The following is a 26730-nucleotide window of genomic DNA, read 5'->3' as shown; positions in this document are numbered from 1 at the left end:
ACCGGTTGTAGGCAAGAATTGGGGCGTGACTACTCCTCGCGAACCCTTCGGTCCCGGCCGTGACCGACGGGACGGCGAGGACCCCGCCCGACATCCCGGATACGACCACTACCCGCCGCCGAACCGCCCGTCGGGGCGGATACCGCCGCGCCGCGACGGCCCGGCGCGCGATTCGGGCGACACACCCACCGAAACGCATCGCGAGCCGCGGCGAGTCTTCCCGAAGCCGGAGCCGCCGCATGCGGATCGACCGCAACTGAACCGAACACACAGGCTATCGCCGGAACCGCCCGCCGAGCCGACACCCGCGAGAGAACCCCCGAAGGACGACCGGACCGCGACCCCGCCCGGCACCCAGCGCACTCCGCGCAAACTCACCGTCACCAGGGTCGCCGCCATGCGCGGCCGCGAACTCACCGAACGCGGAATCGCCACCTTCAAACGCGCCGCCGAGGCCAATGGCGCGGATAAATCCGGCCTCACCGCGCTGACCTACGCCACCATGGCGAATTTCGCCCTCGACGCGGCCATCGCGGTCGCCCTGGCCAATACGCTGTTCTTCTCCGCCGCCTCGGCGGAGAGCAAGGGCAAGGTCGCGCTCTACCTACTCATCACCATCGCCCCCTTCGCGGTGATCGCCCCACTGATCGGTCCGCTGCTCGACCGATTGCAGCGCGGCCGCAGGCTGGCGCTGGCCACCTCGTTCGCGGTGCGCGTGGTCATCGCGCTGCTGCTGCTGTTCGGCTTCGACAGTTGGGCGCTGTATCCGCTGGCACTGGGCATGATGATCGGCAGCAAATCGTTCTCGGTGCTCAAGAGCGCGGTCACCCCGCGCGTACTGCCGCCGGAGATCGATCTGGTGCGCACCAACTCCCGACTCACCGTCTTCGGTCTCGTCGGCGGCACCATCGGCGCGGGCGCGGTGGCCGCGCTGGCCGCCGCCATCGCGAAATCGCCGGGCGCGCTGGTGCTGGCCGTCGCCATCGCCGTCGCGGGCGTCTATTTGAGCCTGCGGATACCGAGCTGGGTGGAGGTCACCGAGGGCGAGGTGCCCGCGACCATCGGCTATCACGGCGAGGGCAGGCGCACCGAGGTGCTGCATCCGGGCGAGGAGTCGGCGGTGCCGCCGCGCAAGCGCAGGCAGCCACTGGGTCGGGCGGTGGTGACGGGCCTGTGGGGCAATAGCGCCATCCGGGTGCTCACCGGATTCCTCACCTTCTATGTGGCCTTCGTCGCGAAATCGACCGAGCACCGCCCACTGCAGCAGGCGGCCATGCTGGCCGTGGTCGGCGCGGCGGCCGGTATCGGCAACTTCGCCGGGAATGCCACTGGCGCGCGACTCGAACTGGGCAAACCCGCACAGGTGGTGCTGGGCTGCACTGCGGCGTGCGCGATGATCGCGCTGGTCGCCACGGTCACCAATAGCCTGCTCGGCGCGGCGCTGGCCACACTGGTCGCCTCGGCGGCCAGCGCGCTGGCCAAGGTGTCGCTGGACGCCTCCATCCAGGACGACCTGCCGCCGGAGTCCATCGCCTCCGGCTTCGGCCGCTCGGAGACGGTGCTGCAATTGAGCTGGGTGATCGGCGGCGCGGCGGGCGTACTGCTGCCGACCGACTATTGGAAGGGTTTCGCCGTGGTATCGGCGATACTCGTGCTCGGACTGGCCCAGACCCTGCTCAGCTTCCGCGGTCATTCGCTGCTGCCCGGACTCGGCGGCAACCGTCCGCAGCACGCCGAACAGGAAGTGCCGCACGCTGAGACACAGAGCGTGGCCCGCCACACGGAAACACCGAGCGCGGCCCGCCGCACCGACCCGCAGACCCATCGAGGCATAGGAGATCCGATCAGTGAGTGAGCGCAGCGCGGCGACCAGGAAGCCGAGCACCCGGACCATCGTCGCGCTGGTGGTGGCCGCGCTGGTGGTGGGCGCGGCCGCCTTCGTCGGCATCCTCGCCCTCGCGGTGCACCGCGCGCCGGAGCGGGACCCGCAGATCACGGCCTACGCGCACGGGCGCGCGATCACCGTCGCGCCGTACGAGTACTGCACGGTGCGCATGCAGGACTGCCGTCACGGCGAGACCGCGCAACTGCCGGTGCCCAGCGGCTATCCATTGCAGATATCGCTGCCCAAACAGGTCACCGAGGCGCCGTGGTTGGCCCAGCTCATCTACGAGCTGCCGACCTCCGAGCGGGTCGCCAGGGTGATCAGCCACGCCGACTACGCGCCGGGCACCGTATCGCTGACCATCCCCTCGCGCCCGGAGCCCGGACTGCACCTGATCGGCGTCGAATTCCAACTGCCGATCCTGGCCAGGGATGTCGATACCGGCCGCGAGTTCTACCTGCCGCACGCGCGGTGGTCGATCAATACGCCGTACTGAGACCCGCACCGGCATACGACAGCGCGGCGCGCGAACCGAATCGGGTTCGCGCGCCGCATTTTACGAGCTACGACCGGAAGGGCGTCGACACGACTGTCCGAAAAGGCGCGGACTCAGTGGTCGAGTTCGCGGGCGACCGCGCGCACGACCTCGGAAATGCGCTGGGCCATTTTGCGATCCGGATACTTGCCCTTGCGCAGATCCGGCTGGACCTTCGTCTCCAGCAGCGTGATCATGTCCTCGACCAGGCCGTGCAGCTCATCGGGGGATTTGCGCGGATGCGCCGGATCCTTGCCGCGCGGACCGCGCTCGGCGCTCTGACGCACCGAGGGCGGGGCCTCGAGCAATTTGAGGCTCAGCGCCTGCGGACCGCGCCGACCGGCGGCCATCCCGAATTCCACGCGCTGACCGGGTTTGAGACCCTCGACACCTTCGGGCAGCGCGGACGAGCGGACATAGACGTCCTCACCTTCGTCCTGGGAAAGGAAGCCGAAGCCCTTTTCGACGTCGTACCACTTCACCCTGCCGGTCGGCACTGCGCTCACCCGTTCATCGTCGACACTCGGACCAGGCTGGTCCGAGCAACATCCATCTGCTCGGGACCCACCCGTGCGACACCGCCGCGAACAGGTCCAGTCAGTTTGCGAAAAGAACGCGCCCCGCAGGGATGCAGGACGCGATTGCACCGAGTCTACCCCGGTGCGAATAGCGCGAGCACATCAGTTTTACGGTCGAGCGGTGACGAACTCTTCGAAAACTCCGTCGCCGAGCGGCGCGCCGCGCCGCTCCGGCGGGTGGCTGCTGCGCCTGGCGCTCGGCCTGTTCGGAATCGGATTGCTCGCGATCGTCGGCATCTTCCTGACGTCGGTGTTCGGCGGGCACGATCCCGGCGTGTGGTTGTATCTGGTCGCCATGCTGACCCCGATCGGCTTCCTGCTGGCCATTGGGTACGCGCTGTGGTCGGGTCGCCGGGTCAGATGACATGCAACCGAGGGCGGGCGGTTATCGTTACCGGAAGTTTGATGTGATCCTCGTCACATAACGAGAAGGTCACAGCGCGGTGACGGTCCGTTCAAGTCCGTTCCGACGCCCGCCTAGCTGGGCCGAAGGCCCGATACCCTCCGATACTCCACCGAGACGCCGCCGCACACGCCGGTTACCAAATGGTGATTTTTCCCGGCGATCGTCGTACGGTCTTATGCAGCCGGGCACACCCGGCGCCACCGGCCCGCCGCACCGAGCCTCGCCCCGCGGGTACCGGACTCCAATACGGAAATAGGGGCGAGGGCGGGACGGACGACCTCTCAGTCCGGACCGACCTATCACTCGCAGGTGCGTACGAGAGGAAGACAACCGGAAATGAGTGGACGCCATCGCAAGCCGACCAACACCGGTCGCACCGTAGCCAAGGTCGCCGTCACCGGCGCCATCTTCGGCACCGCGGGTGTGGCCCTCGCTGGAAACGCCAGCGCGGCACCCGATTCCGACTGGGACCAGCTCGCACAGTGCGAAGCGGGCGGCAACTGGGGAATCAACACCGGTAATGGCTACTACGGCGGGGTGCAGTTCTCGCAGAGCACCTGGGCCGCCCACGGCGGTCAGGAATTCGCCTCCACTGCCAGCCAGGCCAGCCGCGAACAGCAGATCACGGTCGCCGAGAAGGTGCTCGCCTCGCAGGGTTGGGGCGCATGGCCCTCCTGCTCCTCCCGCCTCGGTCTGAGCAGCGCGCCCTCGCAGCGCACCGCCCCCCAGGCCCCCCGCTGGACCCCGGAAGCCCCGCAGCAGCAGCAAGCGCAGGCCGCCCCCGATGAGAGCCAGCAGGTCTTCTCCGCGGTCGACCGCGCGATCGAGGTCGTGCAGAGCCAGGGCGTCACGGTGCCCAAGGAGGCGCTCGATTTCATCAATACCGCCAAGGCCAACAACGTGAAGCTGGACCCGGCGGTGGTGAACTTCTACCAGGCCAATAAGGGACTGCTCCCCCAGTAAGGCCACACAGCATCAATAAAGGCCCCGCATCCTTGCCGATGCGGGGCCTTTATTCGCGTCGCGGACTCAGCGGTTGATCACCGTCCGAGGGTGCGCGTAGGGCAGTTGCTCGGCCGGAACCGGGAATTCGATGTCCTCACCGAACGGGGACAGCCCGCCCGAGCGGGTCGAGGAGAGCTCGGTGACCGCGTGATCACCATCGGCCAGCCGGGGCCAGCCGTTGTCGACATACGGTTTCTTCGATTTGTTCACCACGGCCCCATTGTGACATGGGAACCACCGGGCTTCCCGTCCGACGGTGCCGCACCGGTCCCCGTACGCTGGATCAGATGTCCGCGACCGAATCCCTCGCCGGATGGCTCGCCGCCCGCAGCGATGCCCAGCTGGTTGCCCTGCTCGAGCTGCGGCCCGATCTGGCGGTGCCGCTACCGTCCTCGATGGCCGTGCTGGCCACCCGCGCCGAACAGCGCGCCTCGGTGCTGCGCGCCACCGACGACCTGAACACGCTGGATTTCGCCGTGCTGGAAACCCTCGCGGTGCACGGTCTCACCACCGCGCCGCTGGACCGCAAACAGTTGCACGGGCAATTGAGAGAGCGGGTCGGCAAGGCGGCGGTCGACGCGGCACTGGAGCGGCTGACCGAGCGCGCGCTCATCTGGACCGAGGGTGCGGCGCTGCATCCGGTCACGGCGACGGCCGAGGCACTGCCCTGGCCTATCGGCTCCACCACCGAACTCCCGGACGCGCTCACCGAACCCGAGGTCGTCGCGGCACTGGCCGAACTGCCGCCGACCGAACGAAACCTGCTCGACAAACTCGCTACCACCGGGCCGCGCGGACGCACCAGGGATGCGGCGCCGGGAACACCGCCCGATCGTCCGGTGCCTCGGCTACTGGAGCGCCGCCTGCTCATCCGCATCGATGACGAGACCGTCGAATTGCCGATGACCGTCGGCCAGGTGCTGCGCAACGAGCCCGTCACCGATCCGCACGCGCTGCGCGAACCCGATCCGACCACGGTGAAGCTGACCTCGGCCGAGGTCAATGCCGCGGCGGCGGGCGAGGTGGGTGAGCTGCTGCGCCACTGCGCCGACATTCTGACCGCATTGGGCCAGGCTCCCGCGCCGGCGCTGCGTGCAGGCGGACTGGGAGTGCGGGAACTGCGTCGGATCGCCAAGCAGACCGGGATCGACGAACAGCGAATCGGGCTGCTCGCGGAGGTGCTGTCGACGGCCAAGCTGATCGAGAAGGGACTCCCCGATCTCGCGCCGGAAATCGAGACCGACGATTTCTGGGGGCCGACCCCGGCCGCCGACGCCTGGTCGGAAAGTTCGCCCGCGCATCGGTGGGTGGTCCTGGCGCAGTCCTGGCTCGAGATGGATCGGCTGCCATGGATGATCGGTATGCGCGACGCCAATGACAAACCGCTGGCCGCGCTGGCGCTGGAGTTGCGCAACCCGATCGCGCCGCGCGACCGCCGCACCATCCTGGGCCTGCTCGCCGAACTGCCTTCCGGCAGCGCACTGGATCCGGCGGATATCGGCCGCGTCCTGGCCTGGCGGCAGCCGAGGTGGCGCAGGCATTTCCGGCTGGACGCGGTCCGCAACACACTGGCGGAGGCGACGATGCTCGGCCTGGTCGGTCGCGGCGCGCTGACCTCGGCGGGCCGGGCCCTGCTGCACGGCACGCCGACCAGCCCGGCCGACGCCGAGGCGGAGATGGACGCCGCGCTGCCCGAACCGGTGGATCACGTGCTGGTGCAGGCGGATCTGACGGTGATCGCGCCCGGTCCGCTGGCGCCCGAGCTGCAGCAGCGTATCGCGCTGGTGGCCAATGTCGAATCCGCGGGTGCGGCAACGGTCTATCGCGTCGGCGAGGTTTCGGTGCGACGCGCGCTCGACGCGGGGATGACCGCCGCCGAGTTGCACACGCTGTTCACCAAGCACTCGCGCACGCCGGTCCCGCAGGCGCTGACCTATCTGATCGATGATGTGGCGCGCCGCCACGGCCAGTTGCGGGTGGGGATGGCCCAATCCTTCGTGCGCAGCGACGATCCCGCCCTGCTCGCCCAAGTGCTGGCCGCCCCGGTGGCCGCGACGCTGGTACTGCGCGCCATCGCCCCGACGGTGGCCATCTCGCAGGCACCGCTGGGCGAGGTGCTCGACGAGTTGCGTGCGGCCGGCTTCGCGCCCTCGGGCGAGGACTCCTCGGGCATCATCGTGGACCTGCGTCCGCGCGGTGCGCGAATCGCATCGCGGCCCAATGCCCGTCAGTCGTATCGGCCGACACCGCCCAGCCGGGAGCAGCTGGAACTACTGGTCACCGAACTGCGGGCGGGTGATCGGGCGGCAGGCGCCCGCGCCGGACAGACGGTGCGCACCGACGGCACCCGCACCAGCACCGCGGCCACGCTGGCGCTGCTCCAATTGGCCGCGCGGGTGCGGCGGTCGGTGCATATCGGCTACGTGGACGCTCAGGGCGTCGCCACGCAGCGGGTGGTCGAACCGGTGCGGGTCGGCAATGGCCAACTCGACGCGGTCGACCCGGTGACCGGCGCGATCCGGCATTTCACACTGCACCGGATCGCGTCGGTCGCCCTGCTGGACTGAGGTGCACGCACCTGCCGGAACTCAAGCCTTGGGCTTGGCCAGGCAGAACGTGGTCTTGGGGTCGTCGATGGTGAGGAACTTCTCCGAGTCGGTGCCGCAGGCCAGTTCGTCGGCCTGACCATCGATGCGCTGGATGATCTTGAACGATGCCTCGGCGGCCGTGCAGTCGACCAGCTTGTAGCCGGTGTTGCCGACATCGGCATAGCACTTGCCCTGCTTGAAGTTCGGCGTCAGACACAGGTACGCCAGGGTCTTGTTGTTGAGCGTCTCGTCATAGCCCACATTGCCCGCGGCGCAGTCGCTCTTCTTGTCGAAGGTCTTGGTGACCTTGTACAGCGCCTTCTCCGAGGAGCAGTCCACCGGTTCGGTCTTGGAGTCCGATTCCGACGCCTTGATCACATTGATGCAGTCGCCGACCTTCGCCTTCGCCGTGTCGGACTTGCTCGCCTCCTTGACCGCCGAACAGCCCGTCACCGCGATCGCGACCGCGGCCAGCGCCACGAGGGCGAGCGCGATACGCGCCAGCAGCCTCGCACCTGGAATCTTCACGTGGAAACCTTTCTCACCGAACATGTTCACGGTTCGTGAACGCGGGTGAGAATACCTGCGCACGCACCGGGTCGCATCAGCCCTGCGGGCTAATTCCGCCCGCACGCGGCCCCCTCGGGCGCCCTGGCATGCGGGTCGACGTAGCCGAGGAGGTCAGTGCATACCCCACATGCCCAGCACCGCCAACCCCAGAATTCGGGGCAGGAATCCCTGGAGCAGCTGCAGACCAAAGTAGTTCATTGACAACACCTTTCGCCGTACGGATCGACCGTCGATCCACCGGGAGTGTCGTCGCGGGCACGTGAGTCGTTACGCCGTTCCATCCGGAATTTTGTCGAATTCCGCCGCGCCCACCGCGAACCGATGGACAAGGCTATCGCGGCGGAAACAGGAACTCCTCCGGCGGCATACTCGCCCGGTCAAGCCAGGCGGCGAGGAAGCCGCCCAGATCCTGCGCCGTCCTGGTCTGGATGAAGGCGCGGAACTCGGGCAGGGAGGCATTCCCGTAGACGTGCGCGGTGTAGAAATCCCTTATCGCACTGAAGAATACGGTGTCGCCCAGGCGCAGGCGCAGCGCGTGCAGGAACAGCGGACCCCTGGTGTAGACCGAGGAGAACTCGTGGCCGGGACCGGGATCGCCGAGCGCGATATCCCAGAATTCCTGATCGTCGCGGTGCTCGTCCAATGAGGCCCGGTAGTCGGCATCCACGTCTCGGCCCTCTTTGCGCTCCGGCCACAGATAGTCGGCCGTGTAGCTGGCGAAACACTCGTTGAGGCAGATATCGGACCACTGACGCACCGACATCGAATCACCCCACCACTGGTGAGTCATCTCATGCACCATGGTGCCCAGGTCGGCCCACGGCGCGTAGACCGGCCTGGTCTGCGTCTCCAGCGCGGCCTTCAGATCGGTGTCGACGTAGATACCACCCGCCGCGTCGAACGGGTATGGGCCGTACAGACTTTCGAGGAAATCCAGGGCTTCGGGCAGGCGCAGCTCGATCTCCCGCAGCTGCCGCACCGCCGGAGCGAAGGCGCTGAGCAATGGGGTGCCGTCGGCGCGGCGCTGCTCGAGGAATTCGAACTTGTCGATGGCGACGGTCGTGAGGTAGCCGAGGGTGGGTTGATGCGTCTCCCAGGTGGATCGCCGGATACCGTCCAGCACCGTGTTCTCGGTATTGACCCCGTTGGCGATCACCGACCACTCGGCGGGCACCCGCGCGTGCAGCGTGAAAGTCGCCTTGTTCAAAGGCGTGTCATTGAGCGGGTACCACGAGGTCGCACCGTGCGGTTCGCCGTCGACGAACGCGCCGCCGCTATTGGCATAGGTCCAGCCGTCGCCGTGGGTGTCGGCGGCCGTGCCGGAATAGTCGACGGTCACCGAGAAGGGCAGACCAGGCAGCAGCGCAAGCGCGGGCACGATGGTCAACTTGTGCGCGCCATTGCGATCGAAGGTCGCGGGCAGGTTGTTCACCGACACCATTCGGACCTCGGGTCCGGCGTAGTCGAGACTGAACGCGCTCAGCGCCTGATCGGCCGCGGCATCGATGCGGGCGGTGCCGGTGAGCCGGTGGCTGGGCGGGTCGTAGTCGAGGGCTAGGTCGTAGTGGCGCACGTGGTAGCCGCCATTGCCGTCCGTCGGATAGTAGGGATCGCCGAGTCCGGGCGCGCCGACGAACGAATCCGCCGCCGCGGCGCCGAAAGCCACCAGCACGCTCGCCATCGCGGCCGCCGCCGACCCGAACCATCGCATCCGCGCACCACCCCTCCGCACCACTGTCGACCAGGGCATCCGAGCGATGGTATCGGTCTCGACGGAGAACTAGGCCCTTTCTATGCGCCCAAATCGCCGGGCAACCCCTGTGGATCGAGCAGCAACCTGCGCGCGGAACTGTGACGCACCTTGTCGGTGAGTTCGAGATTGTCGGTGAGCAGTCGCCACTCGGTCTCGCCGATGGCGGCGCGCGCCCGTTCGATGACACGTTGGTCGCGGGTGCCCCAGGCGATGGGCATGGCGCTCACGGTCTGCCAGCGCTCACCGATGCCGGGTGCGCGATCGGCGCGCACCGCCACCGCAGGCACCCGCTCCCCCGTCTTGGCGATGTGGCCGGGTAGTTCGCGAACCTTCTTGGTGATCAAGGCATATCGGCGGGGACCGGGGGAATCCGGCCGGGCCAGATCGACAAGTGCGAGCAGCACCACCCCGCTCGGATAGGTCTGCGACACCACGGCGGGCACCAGTTCGCCGTCGCGGTAGAGCCGATCGATACCGGAGCGGTGCGGAATCCACCACACCGCCCACAGTGCGATCACCGTCGCCAGGGCGAAAGCCACCGACAGCAGGTAGGTCCAGGGGTGGTCCACCCAGATCAGCGCGGCGGTGCCTGCCGCGCCGACCGATGCGGCCGCCCCTGCGGCGATTCGCATCCGACACACCGCGGCGCTGACTTCGTTGACGGCGTGCGCGTGTGCTCGGTCCACGGGGAAGTCGAAGCGTCGCACCGTATATTCCTAGCACAATTTGTGGAGGTGACCCCTCCGCTTATCCGATGGGCGGGCCGAGCAAATCGTCGGCATCCGTGATGCGATACGCGTACCCCTGCTCGGCCAGGAAACGCTGGCGATGCGCGGCATATTCGGCATCAAGGGTATCGCGCGCCACCACCGAGTAGAAGTGCGCCTGGCCCCCATCGTGTTTGGGCCGCAACAACCGACCGAGTCGCTGCGCCTCCTCCTGCCGCGACCCGAAGGTCCCCGAAACCTGCACCGCCACCGAGGCTTCCGGCAGATCGATGGAGAAGTTGGCCACCTTGCTCACCACCAGCACCGGAATCTCCCCGCGCCGGAAGGCGTCGAACAGTTCCTCGCGCTCCTTGGTCTTCGTCGACCCCTGGATGACCGGCGCGTTCAACGCCGCACCCAACTCGTCCAATTGATCCAGATACGCCCCGATGACCAGACTCGGCGCATCCGGATGCCGGGCCAGAATCGACTCCACCACCGCGATCTTCGTATGCGCGGTGGAACAGAGCTTGTAGCGCTCCTCCGGCTCCGCCGTGGCATAGGACATGCGCTCGGCGTCGGTGAGGGTGACGCGCACCTCGATACAGTCGGCGGGCGCGATCCAACCCTGCGCCTCGATATCCTTCCACGGCGCGTCATACCGCTTCGGGCCGATCAGCGAGAAGACATCGCCCTCGCGACCGTCCTCGCGCACCAGCGTCGCGGTCAGGCCGAGCCTGCGACGCGACTGCAGATCCGCCGTCATCCGGAAGACCGGGGCGGGCAGCAGATGCACCTCGTCATAGATGACCAGGCCCCAATCGCGGCTGTCGAACAGCTCGAGATGTTTGTACTCACCCTTCGTGCGCCGGGTGATCACCTGGTAGGTCGCGATGGTGACGGGCCGGATCTCCTTGCGCTCACCGGAGTACTCGCCGATCTCGTCCTCGGTGAGCGAGGTACGGGCCAACAGCTCGCGCCGCCACTGCCTACCGGCCACGGTATTGGTGACCAGGATCAACGTCGTCGCCTTGGCCTTGGCCATCGCGGCGGCGCCGACCATGGTCTTGCCCGCACCGCACGGCAGCACCACCACACCCGAGCCGCCCGCCCAGAACGAATCCGCCGCCAACTGCTGATAGTCGCGCAACTCCCAGTGCCCGCCCTCGTAGTCCAGATCGATGGCATGGGCCTCGCCATCGACGTAACCCGCCAGATCCTCGGCGGGCCAGCCGATCTTGAGCAGCATCTGCTTGATCCGACCGCGCTCGGAGGGATGGACGACCACGGTGTCGGCATCGATACGGGCGCCGAGCATCGGCGCGATCTTCTTGTGCCGCAGCACCTCCTCCAGCACCGCGCGATCCAGGCTGACCAGCGTCAAACCGTGGGCCGGATGTTTGACCAGCTGCAACCGGCCGTATCTGGCCATGGTGTCGACCACGTCGACCAGCAGCGGTTGCGGCACCGCGTAGCGGGAGAAGCTGACCAGCGCGTCGACCACCTGCTCGGCATCGTGGCCCGCCGCCCGCGCGTTCCACAGCGCCAGCGGCGTCACCCGGTAGGTGTGCACATGTTCGGGCGCGCGCTCCAACTCCGCGAACGGCGCGATGGCCTGCCGCGCCGCGGCGGCCGACGCGTGCTCGACCTCCAGCAGCAGCGTCTTGTCGCTCTGCACGATCAACGGACCGTCAGTCACAGTCCCTCCTACCTTCGAGTCCCGCCCATTCTTGCCGACCCCGCCGACATCCGCCCCACCGCACCGGCTCTATCCAGCGCAAACCCCCCTTCCTTTATTCCACGCGACGATCACCTTGCTGAGATGTCACTGGCGCCGATCTACAGATCGCCGACCAGCCCGTTCGCGCGAGACCCCCGGATATGGTCGTACAACGAACTGTTTACCGGAGGTTAGTAGGGCCAGTCCGGTCGTATACGGGTTGAGGCTCCAGGGAGGTTCGACACGAAGCGGTCTAAGCGCCGAAACCTGGAACGCAGCTCGCTGATGCGGCAGGATCCACAACGTGGCATCGGACACGAAACATACAGTTGTCCAAAGTATTTCAGGACAACTCAGGTCGGCACCAACGCGACTCAGGTCAGAGCAATCGGCCATGCGTTCGAGAATGCGGAAAATGCCGCTTCTATCTGCGGTTCTCCTGGCCATATCCGGTGGTTCGGCCATCGTTGCAGGCGCAATGTGGCTGTTGGGATACGCAATCCATACCAGCTCCAAGCCCGCTGATCCGATCGACATCACCAAGTTATCCCTGACAATCGCTGGCAGTGTTGGCGCAGTTGTCGCTCTGGTCATTGCCTATCGCCGGCAACGAGACACCGAGCAAGGGCGATTCATCGAGCGATTCGGTGCGGCTGCTGCGCAACTTGGCGCCAACCAGGCCTCTGTTCGAATCGCCGGCGTGTACGCGATGGCGGTCTTAGCCGATGAGACGGCCGGATCGCAGCGACAGCAATGCATCGATGTCCTCTGCGGTTACCTTCGGCTGCCGTATGACCCGCAACGGGCAGCCAACCACCAGACAAAGAGAATTAGAAAAGCAAAGGAGCCTTCCTCAGACAACGACACCGATGTCGAGGACCACTTCGAGTATCTTCAGAACGACAAGGAAGTTCGGCAAACCATCTTGCGAGTGATCGCGGACCGCGTTCGCAACGGTGCTCATATCAGCTGGTCCGACAACACCTTCGACTTCCGTGCTGCTCAACTGGAAGACGTGGAATTCCGGCAGGCCAACTTCGTCGGTGATATTTTGTTCCACGGCGCGATATTCACCGGAAACACTAGCTTCGACGGTGCAACCTTCAGCCGGAACACGGAGTTCAGCGGAGCGAGCTTTCTCGGGGATGTCATGTTCGACGATACAACCTTCTGTGGCGAAGCGTTGTTCTACGAAGCAACCTTCGCCAGTCATATCACGTTCAGCGATGCATCCTTCGCCGACTACACGATGTTCGCCGATCTAACCCTCCCCGGCTTGGCCATGTTCAGCGGTACCAGGTTCGCTGGAGATATCGTATTCAGTGGCACAATTTTCGCCAAGCACGCCGCGTTCGACGGAGCATTGTTTGAAGGTCATGCCGACTTCGGCGACACGAGGTTCGCCAACTACGCTGTGTTCAGAGACACAACATTTGCTGGAGACGCCACGTTCCATTGCGCAAGCTTCTCGGGCAGTGTCAGTTTCAAGGGCACTACATTCTCCGCCGGCGCCAACTTCGACAACACGTCATTCTCCGGCGAAGCCATATTCACAAATGCGTCCTGGTCCGAAGAGTCCAGTTTCATCGGAGCAAGGTTCGGATCCGATGCCGTCACATTCGACACCCCAAAACGCTGGGATTCCGCCCCAACATTTGATTGGGATGTCGATATCTCGCTCAAGCCGATGAACGTGAAGCCAGAATCTTGGCCTCCCGCCCCAGCTTCTGGTGAGACCGCACCTGCCCTTAGCTCCGAATCCGTATAGCGCGGTCACAAGTATCACCCATTTACCTTTCCCCCGGGGTGAGGCGGGGTGGGTCGGATGTACTAGCGTCGGGTGGAACGTCGGGAAGGAAATAGGAGCAGATGGCCGCGGTGCAGATTTTGGCGACCCAGCTCGATTCGGCCGTCAATGTGGCGCAGCGGGCCGGGGAGTTGTTCGGGGTGCTGTCGTTCGCCACCTCCGGGGCGCTGCTCGCGGTGCGCAAGAATCTGGACATCTTCGGGATGGCGGTGCTGGCCTGCGCGACCGCGCTCGGCGGCGGCGTCATCCGCGACCTGCTGATCGGACGCACGCCACCCGCCGCCTTCACCGACCTCACCTTCCTGTGCGTCTCGCTGGCCGCCACCCTCATCGTCTTCCTGCGGCATCCGCCCGCCCGACTGGTGCGCGGGCCGCTGGAGGTGTTCGACGCGATCGGGCTCGGCCTGTTCTGCGTGACCGGGACCGTGGTGGCCTACCACTGGGGCACCGGCGCCGCCACCGCCGCGCTGCTCGGGATGGTGACCGGGATCGGCGGCGGTGTCATCCGCGATCTGCTGGCCGGGCTGACGCCCAGTGTGCTGCGTCCCGATCAGGAGCTGTACGCGGTGCCCGCGCTGATCGGGTCCGCGGTCACCGCCGTACTGCTGCACTACGGCCTCTATCAGGCGTGGACGGGCGCGCTGGCCGCGGCATCGGCCATTGTGCTGCGGCTGCTCGCCCGACGATTCGGCTGGCGCGCGCCCCAGGCGCTGCGCCATATCAAGAACTAGGCATCCAGCTAAATCTTGGTGGCGCGCAGCCTGCGCACCGCCTCGTCGAGGGTCTGGTCCTTCTTGCAGAAAGCGAAGCGCACCAGGTGATTCCACTGCTCAGGGTGGTCGACGAAGACGCTCACCGGCACCGCCGCCACGCCGAGTCGCTTGGGTAGTTCCCGGCAGAACTGCATACCGTCGGACGCGCCGAGCGGAGTGATGTCGGCGATGACGAAATACGTTCCGGCGCTGGTCTTCACACCGAAGCCGGTATCGGCCAGCGCCGCCGAGAGCCGTAATCGCTTCGCGGACAGGTCATCGCGCAGCTCGGCGACCCACGGCAGTTCGTGCTCCAGCGCGTGCGCGACCGCGGGTTGGAACGGCGCGCCCGCCGTGAAGGTCATGAACTGTTTGGCCGCGAGCACACCGTCGATCAGGTGCGCCGGACCGAGCGCCCAGCCCGTCTTCCAGCCGGTGACATTGAAGGTCTTGGCGGCGCTGGACACCACGACGGTGCGCTCGAACATGCCGGGCAGCGTGGCCAGGCTGATGTGCTCGACACCGTCGTAGACCAGGTGCTCGTACACCTCGTCGGTAAGTACAAGCAGGTCGTGCTCGCAGGCCAGCTCGGCGATGGCGGTGAGATCGGACCGGTCCAGCACCGTACCGGTGGGGTTGTGCGGGGAGTTGACCACCAGCAGCCGGGTATCGGGGGTGATGGCGGCGCGCAGACTGTCCAGGTCGAGGACGAAGCGGTCGCCGTCGGGCACCAGCCGCGCGGTGCGCCGCCGCGCGCCCGCCAAGGCCACCGCCGCCGCGTACGAGTCGTAGTAGGGCTCGATCAGGACGACCTCCGCACCCGGTTCCACCAGGCCGAGCATGGCCGCGGCGATGGCCTCCGTCGCGCCGACGGTGATCAGCACCTGGGAATCCGGGTCGTATTCCAGGCCGTAGCGGCGGGCGCGGTCCGCCGCCACGGCGCGGCGCAGCACCGGCATGCCGCGACCGGGCGGGTACTGATTGAGACCCGCATCGATCGACCGCTTGGCCACCTCGAGCATGCTCGCCGGACCGTCGGTATCCGGGAAGCCCTGGCCGAGGTTGACCGCGTCGTGCCGAACCGCCAGTTCGGTCATCTCGGCGAAGATGGTGGAGGCGAACGGGCGCAAGCGCGCGACAGTCGCGGAGCGCTGGGGCGCGGCGTCCGATGAGCGCTGGGGCGCTGCGTTCGATAAGCGCTGGGGCGCGCCGGTCGCGGAGTTCGAGGACATATCGGCGAGCCTAATTGACCCGAATCAAGGGTGACGCGGCCCACCGAGCGGCATACCGCTGGTCACCGCCGGGTTCGCGGAGTTGTCCACAACCGCATCGCCCGATAGGGGCAGCTCATCGGAGACGGATACCACTCAGCTTGGCCGGATTGGCCAGATCGTAGATCCCCCAGACCAATCCGTCGCGCACCGCGAACCCGAGCACCCGCGCGGGCCACCCACCGAGCCCGAACTCACCGGGATCCCCCTTGACCACGAAACCGAATTGCCCATTCACACGGGCGATCTCGTAACGGTGCGCGGGATCCACCTCCGGTCCGCTGCCGTAGCGCTCGGCCACGCCGCACAGCAGCCGCACGATGCGCTCCGCACCGCGCACACCGACGCGCGCCGTGGGTGTGGTGCCGCCCGCGTCACCGAGCAGGTGCGCCTGCGGATGCAGCGCCGCGACGGCCGCGGCGGGATCACCGGTGGACACCGCCACCAGCAGCCCGCGCACGGCGGCCTCGTGTTCGGCGTCGGAGACCGGCGGTGGGGCGCTCGCGGCCAGCGTGCGCGCCGCCGCGCCCAGCTCACCCGCCTCATCGACGGAAACGCCCAGTATCGCGGCGATCTCGGCCTCGGGAAAATCCAGACCGTCGCCCAGGATGTGGGCCACCCGCTGCGCCGGGGTCATGGTGTCGAGCACAACCATTGCGGCCAAACGACATTCCGGTCCGCGCGTCGCGAGCGCCAGCGGCCCGGACGGACCGGAGGGCGCGACCTCGGTGACGATCGGCTCCGGCAACCACTGCCCCACATAGCTTTCCCGGCGGGCCGTCGCGCTGCGCAGGCGGTCCAGGCAGATCTCGGCGACCCGCGCGGTCAACCAGGCGCGCAGCTCGTCTATCTCGGATTGATGCACCCCACCCAGCCGCAGCCAGCTCTCCTGGACGGCGTCCTCGGCATCGCCGACGCTGCCGGTGAGTCGGTAGGCCACCGAGAGCAGATGCGCCCGGTGGGACTCGAATAAATCGGCTAGCAGCGCGGCAACCATCGCGCCAAGTGTACGGCCCGACGCCACGTCCGATTTCCGCGCCCGGACAAACCCGATGATCTTGCGCGCCGCGCCGTGGCACCATGACGCGATGAAGGAACGCACGCTGTCCGACGGCACGGTCTGGCTCACCCCGCCGACCGCGGCCGATACCGACGCGATCGTCGCGCACTGTCAGGACCCGGCGATCGGCGAATGGGTCACCATCCCGGTCCCCTACGGCATCGCGGACGCGGAAACCTTCATCCATGACATCGTCGGCCCCGGTTGGGCGGGTCGCAGCCCGGTGTGGGCGCTGCGCGCCACCCGAACGGGTCCGTTGCTCGGCACCATCGGACTCGGCGGCCGCGACGACACCGCCGCCGAGATCGGCTACTGGATCGGTCGGGAGCAACGCTCCCGCGGCCTGATGACGCGGGCGGTGCGCCTGGTCTGCGAGTTCGGCTTCCACGCCGACGGTATGGCCCTGCAGCGGATCAGTTGGCGCGCCTTCATCGGCAATTACGCCTCCGCCGCCGTGGCGCGCCGGGCCGGATTCCGCTACGAGGGCCTGTGCAGGCTCGGCAGTTTGCAGCGCGGTGTGCGCCGCGACCACTGGTTGGCCGCCCGGCTGGCCACCGATCCGCCCGGTCCGGCCGACGGTTGGCCCGCCGAATTCGACCGGGCCGGATCGCCCGCCCGCACCTGATCAGCCGCGCCGCGCCCGCACCGCCTCGGCCAGTCGATCCAACTGCTCGGCGGTGCGGGTCCAGTCGAGGCAGGCGTCGGTGATGGACCGGCCGTAGGTCAACTCCTCGGCGCGGCCCAGCGTCAGGTCCTGGCGGCCATCGAGCAGGAAGCTCTCCAGCATCACCCCGACCACGCCCGGCTCCCCCACCGCGAGTCGCTCGGCGAGATCGGTGACCACATCGACCTGGCGATTGTGGTCCTTGCCGCTGTTGCCGTGGCTGGCGTCCACCACGAGACGTTCCGGCAGCCCGGCCTTTTCCAGACGCAGCCGGGATTCGGCCACCGAGGCGGCGTCGTAGTTGGTTCCCGCGCTGCCGCCGCGCAGGATGACGTGGCAGTCCGGATTCCCGGCGGTGCGGATGAGCGCGGCCCGGCCGTCGAGGTCGGTGCCGGGGAAGACATGGCTCGCCCCGGCGGCGCGCACCCCGTCGACCGCGACCTGCACATCGCCGTCGGTGCCATTCTTGATGCCGACCGGCATGGACAGGGCGCTGCTCAACTGCCGGTGCACCTGACTGGCGGCGGTGCGCGCGCCGATCGCACCGTAGGAGACCAGGTCCGCGATGTACTGCGGGGTGATCGGGTCGAGGAATTCGCAGGCGACGGGCAGACCGAGGGCGGTGATGTCGACCAGCAGTTTGCGGCCCAGGCCGAGGCCGGTGTTCACATCGAAGCTGCCGTCCAGGTGCGGGTCGTTGATCAAGCCCTTCCAGCCCAGTGTGGTGCGCGGCTTCTCGAAGTAGACCCGCATGACGATATGCAGTCGGTCGTCGAGTTCGGCGGCCTTGTCGGCCAGGCGGCGGGCGTAGTCCATGGCGGCGGCCGGATCGTGGACCGAGCAGGGGCCGACGATCACCATGAGGCGGTCGTCGTCACCGTTGAGCACATCGATCGTGGCCCTGCGGCCCGCGCGCACCACTTCGGCGAGTGGCGCGGTCAAGGGGTGGGCGCGACGCACGTCGGCGGGTGAGCGCAGCGGGCTCAGGCTCAGCGTGCGGCGATCGTCGAGATCGGCAACCGTATCGGGAGCGTCGATTTCGGCGGAGATGGTCATGTGGGGGCATCCTTTTCCTCTGGCCGACCCACGGACCCTGCAAACCCGTCGAGCCGGTCTGATCCGGCTCGGGGTGGAATGTCGTCAGCGCAAGTGGTTGCCGCAGACCGACCCACCCGGGGCCGGCTTGCTAAACCAGAAATACGCGCGCTGCACGTCGGCGACTGTACCAGGCGGATCGCCCCGAAAGCGCTGCGCCGTGGGGTAGCTCACCCGAAGTCGTAGTGCACACCGGTTAGTCGCTCGGACAGCTCCCACAGTCGCCCCGCCACTGCCTCGTCGCGCGATGCCGCCGAAGACCCGGATGGGGCCGGGTAGCCGCGCATTCCGGCGAAACCACCGGGACCGTAGTAGCCGCCCGCCCGCGCCTCGGGCGCGGTGGCCGCGAAAAGCTCTGGCAGCGCGCCCATTTCCGCGCTCTGTGCGAGCAGTCGGTTGCCCAGCGACATGATCGGGTCCAGCAAAGACTGGGTGTGCGATTGGAGATCGGTCGCGGCGTAACCGGGATGGGCGGCCACCGCCGTCACCTTCGACCCCGCCGCGGTGAGCCTGCGATGCAATTCGTAGTGGCTCATCAGGTTTGCCAGCTTGGCCTGCCCGTAGGCGGGCCAACGCCGGTACGGCCTGCGCTCCCAGTTCAGGTCGTCGAGGTCGATCCGGCCGATGACATGCGCGCCGCTGGCCACCGTGACCACGCGTTCGCCGATCTTCGGCAGCAGCAGCCCGGTGAGCGCGAAATGGCCGAGATGATTGGTGCCGATCTGCGTTTCGAAGCCGTCGGCGGTGCGCGCGAGCGGCACCGCCATCACACCGGCATTGTTGATCAGTACGTCGACATGGTCGATGGATTCGGCGAATTCGCGCACCGAGGCCAGATCCGCCAGGTCGAGTCGGCGCACCCGCGCCCGGTCGCCGATCTCGGCGGCGATCGGCTCGGCCTTGGCGGTATTGCGGCAGGCGAGCACGACCTGCGCGCCCGCCGCCCCGAGGGCTCGGGCCGCCACCGCGCCCAAACCACTGTTCGCGCCGGTCACGATGACCGTGCGGCCGTGCTGATCGGGGATGTCGGCGAGGTCCCAGCGAGTCATACCGGGGAGTCTAGGCGTACCTCCGCCTTCACTCCGGCCATGCGCAGGTCTGAAGACAGCTTCGCTGGCAGCGCCATCGGTGCGACCTTCGGACGGGGTGTGTGCGAGCGCGCGGGCCCAGGCTTGGCGAGGTTCCCGCTCCCGTCCGAAGGCCGCCGATTCCGCTCCCGCGTTGGAATCGGCACTTCGGCAATGGTTTATGCCTCGGCGAGCACCTCCTCGTCGCTCATGGCGGCGACCTCGAGGTAGAGCTCGGCGACGGCATCGAGCCGGTCGGGGGTGCCGAGCGCGCGTTCGCGCTCGAGCAGTCGGCGGGCCAGTCCGGCCACCGTTCGGCCCACGAGCAGGTCGGCGACCAGCGCGTGCGGTACGTCCAACCATTCGCGCACCCGCGCCACCGCGGTGGTGGCCAGCACGGAATCACCACCGAGGGCGAAGAAGTCCTCGTGCGCGCCGAGTGCGTCGCGACCGAGCACTTCGGTGATGACCGCGGCCAGCGCCTGTTCCAGCGGGGCGCTCGGGGCGGCCTCCTCGACCGACTCCCCGGCTGATTCCAACAGGGCGAGCACCGCGCGTCGGTCCAGCTTTCCGTTGTCGGTCAGTGGCATACGCTCCAGCGTGAGGATGCGGGTGGGAATCATGTAGCCGGGCAGCAGATCCCGCACCGAGGTGACGATCGCGTCGTAGGCGCCGTCCGCCCCCGCGACGGCGGCGACGAGTTTCGGGGCGCCCTTGTCCACCACCGCGGCCACCGCGTGGCGCACGCCGGGCGCGGTCCGCAGGGCGCTCTCCACCTCGCCCAGTTCCACCCGGTAGCCCCGGATCTGCACCTGATGGTCGGCGCGCCCCAGGAATTCGATGGTGCCGTCGGGCCAGTAGCGGGCCATGTCGCCGGTGCGGTACCAGCGGATATCGTCGTGCGCGACAAAGCGTTCCGCGGTGCGCTCGGGGTCATTGCGGTAGCCCGCCGCGACATTCGCCCCGCCGACCCAGAATTCGCCGGGCACCCAGTCCGGACAGTCCCGGCCCGCCGAATTCACCACCCGGCAGCGCACATTGCGCAGCGGAACACCGAAAGGCACGGTCGCCCAGTGCTCGGGCACCGCGGCGACCTCGCAGATCGTGTTGTGGATGGCGGTCTCGGTCGCGCCGCCGAGGCCGGAGAAGCGGCAGCCGGGGACCTGGCGGGCCAGCCTGCGGGCCAGCTCCGCCCCCACCCAGTCACCGCCGAGGGTCACCGCGCGCAGGCTGTCGCCGAGCCGGTCGCCGCCGATCTCCAGGATCATGTCGAGCATGCTCGGCACGCAGTTGAGGATCGAGACCCGATGGCGCACCAGCAGTTCCACCCAGTCGGTGGCCTCTTCGCGCTGAGCCGGATTCAGCGCGACCACCGAGCCGCCGACGGCGAACATGCCGAACATGTCGTACACCGAGGCGTCGAATTCCAGCGCCGACAGGCCGAGCACCCGGTCGGCCGGACCGACCCCGAACCAGTCGTTCACCGCGTCGATGGTGTTCATGGCGGCCCGGTGCGGCACGTCGACACCCTTGGGCACACCGGTCGAGCCGGAGGTGAACAGGACGTAAGCGATGGCCTCGGGATCCGGGAGTATCGGGGCGGCCATGGGATTCGGGAAGTTGGCCGCGAAAGACATGGGAATACAGATGACTTCGGGGCGGCCCTGGTCGGCTCCGTCGACGGTCAACGCGGCGACCACGTCACCGGTGCGCAGGATCTCGGCCCGCCGCCCGACCGGCTGATCGAAGCCGATGGGCACATAGGCCGCGCCCGCGGCGAGCACGCCCAGCACCGCTAGGATCTGGTCCGGCCCCTTCGGCAGTTGCACGGCCACGGTCTCACCCGGCCGCACACCTGCCTCGCGCAGCGCACCCGCGACCGAAAGCGCCTGCGCGGCAAGCTCGCCGTAGGTCCAGCCACCGTCCACGCCGCAGGCGGTCCACCGCACCGCGGGCGAATCGGGCGCGGCGGCGGCATGATCGAACAAACCCTGGTGCAGCACACGACCGGAGACGGGTCCCTCGGTCGCGTTGACCGCGGTCCGCACGGCGGCCTGCGCCACCGGAAGCCGCACGGCGGCCTCGGCCTCCCAGCCCGCCTCACCCGCGCCGAGTCGGCCGATCGCCTCGGTGTAGCAGGCGAACATGGCCTCGATCATCCCGGCGGGGAAGGCGGATTCGCGCACATCCCAGTTCAGCAGCAGGCCGCCGCGCACCTCGGTGACCTGCGCGTCCAACAGCACCTGCGGACCCTGCGAGATGATCCACTCGGGTGTGCCGAAGGTCTCGGTCACCGCGTCGGCGAACAGTTCGCCCAGGTTCAGCGCGCTGGTGTAGACGATCGGCGCGAGCACCGGTTCACCGCGCAGGCGCCCCAGATCGCGCAGCACCTCCAGACCGGAATACGCGGTGTGCGCACCGCATTCGTGCATGGTGCGCTGCAACACTCTGGCCCGCTCGGTGACGGTGACGTCAGCGCTGACATCGATATCGAGCATGACCGATGAGGTGAAGTCGCCGATCACCCGGTCGATATCGGGATGGACCGGCTCCCGGTGGAACAGCGGCACATTCAGCAGGAACCGGCTCCGCGCCGACCAACCGCCGATGGTTTCGGCGAAAACGGCGGCCAGTGCCATGGCGGGAGTGACGGCGCGCGCGTGCGCGGCGGCGAGCAGCCGCTGTTTGGCCTGCGGCGCGAGCCAGTGGTTGTAGCGGACGGTGCGCTGCGGATCGACCCGCTCGGCAACCGGGATGGTCGGAAGTTCCGGCGCGCCGGGCAATTCCGGCAGTCGATCGCGCCACCAGCGCCGATCCCGTTCCCACGCCTCGGGATCGGTCTCGGACCGGGTGCGATAGCGGCGGTAGCTGTAGGTTTCGACCGGGAGCTCGCCACCGCCGTAGCGCGCGGCCAGGTCGGCGATCAGCACCCGGTAGCTCATGGCGTCGCCCGCCAGCATGTCCACATCGAGATGCAATCGGGTGCGCTCGCCGTCGAGCAGGGTCAGCGTGATATCGAGCACCTGTCCGTCCTCGATGGACAGGCGCTGATGAGTCTTGGTGTCGCGCAGTCGATCCAGTTCGGATTCGGCGTCGGCGCGTCCGCGCAGGTCGACCACCGCGAAGACCGGGCGACCCGGTTCGGACATGGTCTGCTGGGTGCCGTCGGGCCGGAATCGGGTGCGCAACATGGGGTGCGCCGCGACCAGTTCCCCCACCGCGCGCCGCAGGCGCTCGGGATCGACACCCGCGCCGTCGAATTCGACATACAGGTGGGCGGCGACGCCGCCGAGATCCTGTTCGTCCGAGCGGCCGATCCAGTAGGCGTGCTGCATACCCGCCATCGGGTACGGCGCGAATTCGTCGAACTCCGCCTCGGCGGAATCGACCTCCGCTCCAGCGGAATCGACCACCGTCCCGACGGAATCGGATACGGCTTCGGCCGACCCGAACTCCGCTCCGGCCGATTCGGGTTCGCGCGCGGCGCGCTCGGCGCCAACCGGATCGCCCGCGCTCCGCGCTGATTCGGCGGACTTCTCCTCGACAGCGTCTTCGGCGCCGAGCAGTCGAATCCACTCCGCCACCGAGGGACTGGCCGCCAACTGCGCGAAGTTGATCTCCGCGCCGCGCTTGCGCCAGCCGCCCGCCAGCTTCATGGTGCGAATCGAGTCCAGCCCCAACTGAATCAGGTCGGCGTCGTCGGCGATCTCGCTCGCGCCCAGTCCGAGTTGGTCGGCGATGGCGGCGCGGATCTCCTCGGGGCCGATCGGCCCGCGGTGTTGCTGTGACTCCATGACGCGCTGCACTCCTTGGTTGCCGCCGGGCGCGGCGGATCGAGACTGCCCGGACGTAGCCTAACCCACTGAGATAGGGTTGCCTAACCTATCTATTGAGACCCTGATCATGCAGATGTGCGAGGCAAGACCGTGACATCCACCCCCATCGCGCCGAACGCGCACCGCGTCGGCTACGTCCCGTTTCCCGAGGCAGACGCCGCCGCCCACCGCGCGGCGGGCTACTGGCGCGGCCACCCGCTCGACAAGCTGCTGCGCACCGCCGCCCGCCTGCATCCGCACCGACCCGCCCTGCTGGACGAGGTGCGCGCGCACAGCTACGCCGAGATCGACGGCGCGGCCGACCGGATGGCCCACGGTTTGCTGGCCCTCGGTATCGCCCCCGGCGACCGGGTCGTGGTGCAACTGCCCAATGTGCCGGAGTTCCTCACGGTCCTGTTCGGCCTGTTGCGCGCGGGCATCATCCCGGTGTTGACCCTGCCCGCGCATCGCCGCGCCGAAATCGAGCACCTGGCCGAACTTTCCGGCGCGGTCGCCTACATCGCCGCCGACCGCGTCGGCGATTTCGACTACCGCGCGCTGGCCGCCGAGGTCCGCGCCGCGGTGCCGACGCTGCGCCACATCCTGGTGCTCGGCGATCCCGGCCCGTTCACCGCGCTGAATTCGGTGCCGCGCGAGGGCGGTTCGCTGCCCGAGGTGGATGCGAGCGATATCGCGCTGCTGCTGGTCTCCGGCGGCACCACCGGCCTGCCCAAACTCATTGCCCGCACCCACGACGACTACGCCTACAACGCCACCGCGAGCGCCGAGATCTGCGAGCTCACCGCCGATGACGTCTACCTCGCGAGTCTGCCCGCCGCGCACAACTTCCCGCTGGCCTGTCCCGGCATCCTCGGCACGGTCGCGGTCGGCGGCACGGTGGCCCTGCTGGCCGATCCGAGCCCCGAGAGCGCCTTCGCCGCCATCGAGCGCCACGGGGTGACCGTCACCGGGGTGGTGCCGCCGCTGGCCCAACTGTGGTGCGCGGCAACCGAATGGGAACAGGCCGAGCTGAGTTCGCTGCGCCTGCTCCAGGTGGGCGGCGCGCGTTTGGCCGAGGTGAACGCCAGAGCGGTGACTCCCGCGCTCGGGGCGACCCTGCAGCAGGTCTTCGGCATGGCCGAGGGGCTGATCAATTACACCCGCCTGGACGACGATCCGGAGACGATCGCGATCTCCCAGGGTCGTCCGCTCTCCCCCGCCGACGAGGTCCGGGTGGTCGACGGCGACGGCAATGACGTCCCGCCCGGCGCCGAGGGCGAACTGCTCACCAAGGGTCCCTACACGATTCGCGGCTACTACCGCGCGCCCGAGCACAATGCCCGCGCCTTCACCGCCGACGGCTACTACCGCAGCGGCGATCTGGTTCGCGTCCTGCCCGGTGGCCACCTGGTGGTCTCGGGTCGGATCAAGGATGTGATCAATCGCGGCGGCGAGAACGTCTCCTGCGACGAGCTCGAGGAGCATCTGCTGGCCCATCCCGCGGTCCGACACGCCGCGGCCGTCGGCCTGCCCGATGCCGCACTCGGCGAGAAGGTCTGCGCGGTCCTTGTTGTCGAGGAGGCGATGCCCACCCTCGCGGAGGTCAAGGGCTTCCTCACCGCCCGCGGTCTGGCCACCTACAAGCTGCCGGATGTGCTGCGGCGCGCCGAGACGCTGCCGGTGACAGCGGTGGGAAAGATCGACAAGCGGGCGCTGCGGGAAATTCACGCGTAGCGTGGATCTCGGGCTCGGCCCGATGCCCGCGCACCATGGACCAGCACGACACCACGGACTAGCGGTGGTGCGTCTGCGGTAGCACCACCGCCGCCCATCCCGGCCGAAAAGATCCAGGCCGGGAGCTCGGGACCCCGGAGCCCAACCACCTAAACGAAATTGGTTGTGCCAGAACGTGATACACCAGAATCGGGCATCCCCGCAAACCGGTGGGTCTGCCCGATCGCGGTGTCTTCAGGCTATGCCTTCACCACATATGGTGCGACGCTGCCGAGCTTTTCGCAGGTCTCCTCGAATTCCCGCTCCGGCCGGGACTGTTCGACGATGCCCGCGCCCGCCCGCAACCACGCCCCGGCTGTGTCCTGATACACAGCCCGCAGCACGAGTGTCGCCTCCAGTGCGCCCGTCGGTGAAATGGTCACAACCGCACCCGAATACAGCCCGCGCGGGGCATCGTCGAGCCGGAAGACCGAGTCGACGCCCGCGCTCTTGGGAATGCCCGACGCGGTGACCGATGGGAACAGCGCCTCCAGCGCGTCCCAGCCGGATCGGTCGGCGGCCAACCGTCCGCGCACCGTGGAAGCCAGGTGCTGCACACTGCCGCGCTCGCGCACCGCCATGAAATCCGAGACCGCGCAGGTGCCCGGATCGGCCACCGAGGTGATCTCGGCGAAGGAGGTCTGCACCGAGATCGCGTGCTCCACGATCTCTTTCGGATCCGCGAGCAGTTCCGCGCGCGCCGCCGCGTCCACGGTGGACCCGCGACCGAAGGCGCGGGTGCCCGCCAGCGGTTCGGTCGTCACCACCCGGTCCTCGTCCACGGCGGCCACCAACTCCGGGCTGAATCCGGCGGCCTGCAACCCGCCGAGTCGCAGCAGGAACGAGCGGGCAGGCGTGTTGTGCGCCCGACCGAGCCGATAGGTAGCGGGCACGTCGACCGTGAACGGCAACTCGACCTTTCGGGAAAGGATGACCTTCTGGTACCGGCCCGCGCCAATCTCGCGCACCGCCTCGGCCACTCGGTCCCGGTAGCCGGTCGAGTCGACGCGCACGTCCACCGGGTGCGGTCGCGGCTGTTCGGCCCGCACCGCCGCGGCGATGAGCTCGTGGATCTGCTCGGTCTCGGCTTCGGTCGCTCCGGTGATCCGCACCCCTTGCTCCCCGCGCATCGGGCCGCCACACACTTGCAGCGGGTGCGCGAGCGGAGAAGGACGAGCGCTCACCCGGACCTCGATGCGGGGAATCATGAGATGGGCCAGGGGTGTACGCGGGCCGAGGTGCGCGGTGGCCTCCAGCGCCCACGCGCAGAATTCGAATCCGAGCCAGCCGTAGGCATTGCGGCCCCCGAGCGGCAGGGTGCCGAGCGCGCGATCCAGCGCCTCGGCCGGTCGACCCGACCACGGACTGGTCGTGGTGCGGCCCGCCCAACTCACCCGCAGCTCATCGGAATCCAGTTCGACCTCGCCGAGCGGATCGGCCGCGAACACCCATTCGCCCGGCCGCTCGTAGACGACGTACTCGCCGAATCGCTCGGCGGCCGCGAGCCCGGACATCGCCGCCGCCGGATCGGTCACATACTGCACGCGTGGGCGCTGGTCCGTCGTCGACAACGTTCCTCCAAAGGTAAAGCAGACCTAACTCAGCGGAGTAAGGTTAGCATTACCTGACCAACCGTGAGGGGTGTCAGCGCCCACAGCGAAACACCCGCCCGAATCGGT

The 26730-nt window shown here is 68.1% G+C and carries 20 protein-coding genes and 1 pseudogene; 9 read left to right on the top strand and 12 right to left on the bottom strand.

What is annotated here, in order from left to right; translation table 11 throughout:
• The first annotated feature begins 25 nt into the window (after nucleotides 1–25).
• Both D5S18_RS04505 and D5S18_RS04500 read left to right on the top strand, forming a co-directional pair.
• Entirely contained in the window at nucleotides 26–1855 is a 1830-nt protein-coding gene (locus tag D5S18_RS04505; RefSeq protein ID WP_120038266.1) for an MFS transporter, read from the top strand.
• Complete coding sequence (locus D5S18_RS04500) at nucleotides 1848–2381, top strand: DUF2771 domain-containing protein (protein ID WP_120038265.1); 534 nt, start codon at nucleotides 1848–1850, stop codon at nucleotides 2379–2381. The genes D5S18_RS04505 and D5S18_RS04500 overlap by 8 nt, the downstream gene beginning before the upstream one ends.
• 113 nt (nucleotides 2382–2494) lie before the next feature.
• On the opposite strand, the gene D5S18_RS04495 is transcribed toward D5S18_RS04500, so the two are convergent.
• The gene (locus D5S18_RS04495) at nucleotides 2495–2917 is read right to left on the bottom strand and encodes a cold-shock protein (protein WP_203236588.1); all 423 of its coding nucleotides are present in this window, start codon (nucleotides 2915–2917) and stop codon (nucleotides 2495–2497) included.
• Nucleotides 2918–3119: 202 nt separating this feature from the next.
• Between D5S18_RS04495 and D5S18_RS04490 the strand changes: the two genes are divergently transcribed.
• Both D5S18_RS04490 and D5S18_RS04485 read left to right on the top strand, forming a co-directional pair.
• Nucleotides 3120–3362 (top strand): hypothetical protein, encoded by a 243-nt coding sequence (locus D5S18_RS04490; RefSeq protein WP_120038261.1) that lies wholly within the window; start codon nucleotides 3120–3122, stop codon nucleotides 3360–3362.
• 378 nt (nucleotides 3363–3740) lie between these two features.
• Entirely contained in the window at nucleotides 3741–4367 is a 627-nt protein-coding gene (locus tag D5S18_RS04485) for a resuscitation-promoting factor Rpf1 domain-containing protein (RefSeq protein WP_120038259.1), read from the top strand.
• A 66-nt stretch (nucleotides 4368–4433) separates the two neighbouring features.
• Here D5S18_RS04485 and D5S18_RS04480 read toward each other — a convergent pair whose 3' ends face one another.
• A complete protein-coding gene (locus D5S18_RS04480; protein ID WP_120038257.1) occupies nucleotides 4434–4622 on the bottom strand; it encodes a hypothetical protein in 189 nt (62 codons plus the stop codon).
• Nucleotides 4623–4696: 74 nt separating this feature from the next.
• On the opposite strand from D5S18_RS04480, the gene D5S18_RS04475 reads away from it, so the two are divergent.
• Nucleotides 4697–6976, top strand: coding sequence for a helicase-associated domain-containing protein (locus D5S18_RS04475; RefSeq protein ID WP_120038449.1), 2280 nt, complete (start codon nucleotides 4697–4699; stop codon nucleotides 6974–6976).
• A gap of 21 nt (nucleotides 6977–6997) precedes the next feature.
• On the opposite strand, the gene D5S18_RS04470 is transcribed toward D5S18_RS04475, so the two are convergent.
• The 4 genes from D5S18_RS04470 to D5S18_RS04455 all read right to left on the bottom strand — a co-directional run bounded on the left by D5S18_RS04470 (nucleotide 6998) and on the right by D5S18_RS04455 (nucleotide 11726).
• Nucleotides 6998–7525, bottom strand: coding sequence for an LppU/SCO3897 family protein (locus D5S18_RS04470; RefSeq protein ID WP_203236582.1), 528 nt, complete (start codon nucleotides 7523–7525; stop codon nucleotides 6998–7000).
• Between the two features lie 373 nt (nucleotides 7526–7898).
• Nucleotides 7899–9317: a M1 family metallopeptidase gene (locus D5S18_RS04465; RefSeq protein WP_239003529.1), complete on the bottom strand. Its 1419-nt coding sequence runs from the start codon at nucleotides 9315–9317 to the stop codon at nucleotides 7899–7901.
• A gap of 41 nt (nucleotides 9318–9358) precedes the next feature.
• Nucleotides 9359–10027, bottom strand: coding sequence for a DUF3239 domain-containing protein (locus tag D5S18_RS04460; protein ID WP_120038252.1), 669 nt, complete (start codon nucleotides 10025–10027; stop codon nucleotides 9359–9361).
• A gap of 40 nt (nucleotides 10028–10067) precedes the next feature.
• A complete protein-coding gene (locus tag D5S18_RS04455; RefSeq protein WP_120038250.1) occupies nucleotides 10068–11726 on the bottom strand; it encodes a DNA repair helicase XPB in 1659 nt (552 codons plus the stop codon).
• 436 nt (nucleotides 11727–12162) lie between these two features.
• On the opposite strand from D5S18_RS04455, the gene D5S18_RS04450 reads away from it, so the two are divergent.
• On the top strand, nucleotides 12163–13515 hold the full coding sequence (locus D5S18_RS04450) for a pentapeptide repeat-containing protein (protein WP_158607795.1): 1353 nt from the start codon (nucleotides 12163–12165) through the stop codon (nucleotides 13513–13515).
• A gap of 101 nt (nucleotides 13516–13616) precedes the next feature.
• Nucleotides 13617–14285 carry a trimeric intracellular cation channel family protein gene (locus D5S18_RS04445; protein WP_120038246.1) on the top strand — a complete coding sequence of 223 codons (669 nt, stop codon included), beginning with the start codon at nucleotides 13617–13619 and terminating at the stop codon, nucleotides 14283–14285.
• Nucleotides 14286–14293: 8 nt separating this feature from the next.
• On the opposite strand, the pseudogene D5S18_RS04440 reads toward D5S18_RS04445, so the two are convergent.
• Nucleotides 14294–15463 (bottom strand): annotated as a pseudogene (locus D5S18_RS04440) (pyridoxal phosphate-dependent aminotransferase); the annotation flags it as partial.
• Nucleotides 15464–15653: 190 nt separating this feature from the next.
• A complete protein-coding gene (sigJ, locus tag D5S18_RS04435; protein ID WP_120038242.1) occupies nucleotides 15654–16574 on the bottom strand; it encodes an RNA polymerase sigma factor SigJ in 921 nt (306 codons plus the stop codon).
• Nucleotides 16575–16665: 91 nt separating this feature from the next.
• Here sigJ and D5S18_RS04430 point away from each other — a divergent pair, with 91 nt between their 5' ends.
• Nucleotides 16666–17262, top strand: a complete 597-nt coding sequence (locus D5S18_RS04430; RefSeq protein ID WP_120038447.1) for a GNAT family N-acetyltransferase — start codon at nucleotides 16666–16668, stop codon at nucleotides 17260–17262.
• Here the strand turns inward: D5S18_RS04430 and D5S18_RS04425 are convergent, their stop codons facing one another.
• The 3 genes from D5S18_RS04425 to D5S18_RS04415 form a co-directional block, all read right to left on the bottom strand.
• Nucleotides 17263–18357, bottom strand: a complete 1095-nt coding sequence (locus tag D5S18_RS04425) for a 3-deoxy-7-phosphoheptulonate synthase (protein WP_120038240.1) — start codon at nucleotides 18355–18357, stop codon at nucleotides 17263–17265. It lies immediately after the preceding gene.
• 209 nt (nucleotides 18358–18566) lie between these two features.
• Nucleotides 18567–19445: an oxidoreductase gene (locus tag D5S18_RS04420; protein ID WP_120038237.1), complete on the bottom strand. Its 879-nt coding sequence runs from the start codon at nucleotides 19443–19445 to the stop codon at nucleotides 18567–18569.
• Between the two features lie 197 nt (nucleotides 19446–19642).
• Complete coding sequence (locus D5S18_RS04415; RefSeq protein WP_120038445.1) at nucleotides 19643–23257, bottom strand: non-ribosomal peptide synthetase; 3615 nt, start codon at nucleotides 23255–23257, stop codon at nucleotides 19643–19645.
• 117 nt (nucleotides 23258–23374) lie between these two features.
• Here D5S18_RS04415 and D5S18_RS04410 point away from each other — a divergent pair, with 117 nt between their 5' ends.
• Nucleotides 23375–25012, top strand: a complete 1638-nt coding sequence (locus D5S18_RS04410) for a (2,3-dihydroxybenzoyl)adenylate synthase (RefSeq protein WP_239003528.1) — start codon at nucleotides 23375–23377, stop codon at nucleotides 25010–25012.
• Nucleotides 25013–25251: 239 nt separating this feature from the next.
• Here the strand turns inward: D5S18_RS04410 and D5S18_RS04405 are convergent, their stop codons facing one another.
• Nucleotides 25252–26622 carry a salicylate synthase gene (locus D5S18_RS04405; RefSeq protein ID WP_120038236.1) on the bottom strand — a complete coding sequence of 457 codons (1371 nt, stop codon included), beginning with the start codon at nucleotides 26620–26622 and terminating at the stop codon, nucleotides 25252–25254.
• Nucleotides 26623–26730: the final 108 nt, after the last annotated feature.

Source organism: Nocardia panacis, from assembly GCF_003598715.1.
GTDB classification, from domain to species: Bacteria; Actinomycetota; Actinomycetes; order Mycobacteriales; family Mycobacteriaceae; genus Nocardia; species Nocardia panacis.
This window is presented reverse-complemented; position numbering and strand designations above follow the sequence as displayed.

Coding starts and splice junctions, on each gene's coding strand:
- D5S18_RS04430 (WP_120038447.1), top strand. CDS start 16,666: ATGAAGGAACGCACGCTGTCCGACGGCACGGTCTGGCTCACCCCGCCG.
- D5S18_RS04450 (WP_158607795.1), top strand. CDS start 12,163: ATGCCGCTTCTATCTGCGGTTCTCCTGGCCATATCCGGTGGTTCGGCC.
- D5S18_RS04425 (WP_120038240.1), bottom strand. CDS start 18,357: ATGACCATCTCCGCCGAAATCGACGCTCCCGATACGGTTGCCGATCTC.
- sigJ (WP_120038242.1), bottom strand. CDS start 16,574: ATGGTTGCCGCGCTGCTAGCCGATTTATTCGAGTCCCACCGGGCGCAT.
- D5S18_RS04485 (WP_120038259.1), top strand. CDS start 3,741: ATGAGTGGACGCCATCGCAAGCCGACCAACACCGGTCGCACCGTAGCC.
- D5S18_RS04415 (WP_120038445.1), bottom strand. CDS start 23,257: ATGGAGTCACAGCAACACCGCGGGCCGATCGGCCCCGAGGAGATCCGC.
- D5S18_RS04445 (WP_120038246.1), top strand. CDS start 13,617: ATGGCCGCGGTGCAGATTTTGGCGACCCAGCTCGATTCGGCCGTCAAT.
- D5S18_RS04465 (WP_239003529.1), bottom strand. CDS start 9,317: ATGCCCTGGTCGACAGTGGTGCGGAGGGGTGGTGCGCGGATGCGATGG.
- D5S18_RS04475 (WP_120038449.1), top strand. CDS start 4,697: ATGTCCGCGACCGAATCCCTCGCCGGATGGCTCGCCGCCCGCAGCGAT.
- D5S18_RS04420 (WP_120038237.1), bottom strand. CDS start 19,445: ATGACTCGCTGGGACCTCGCCGACATCCCCGATCAGCACGGCCGCACG.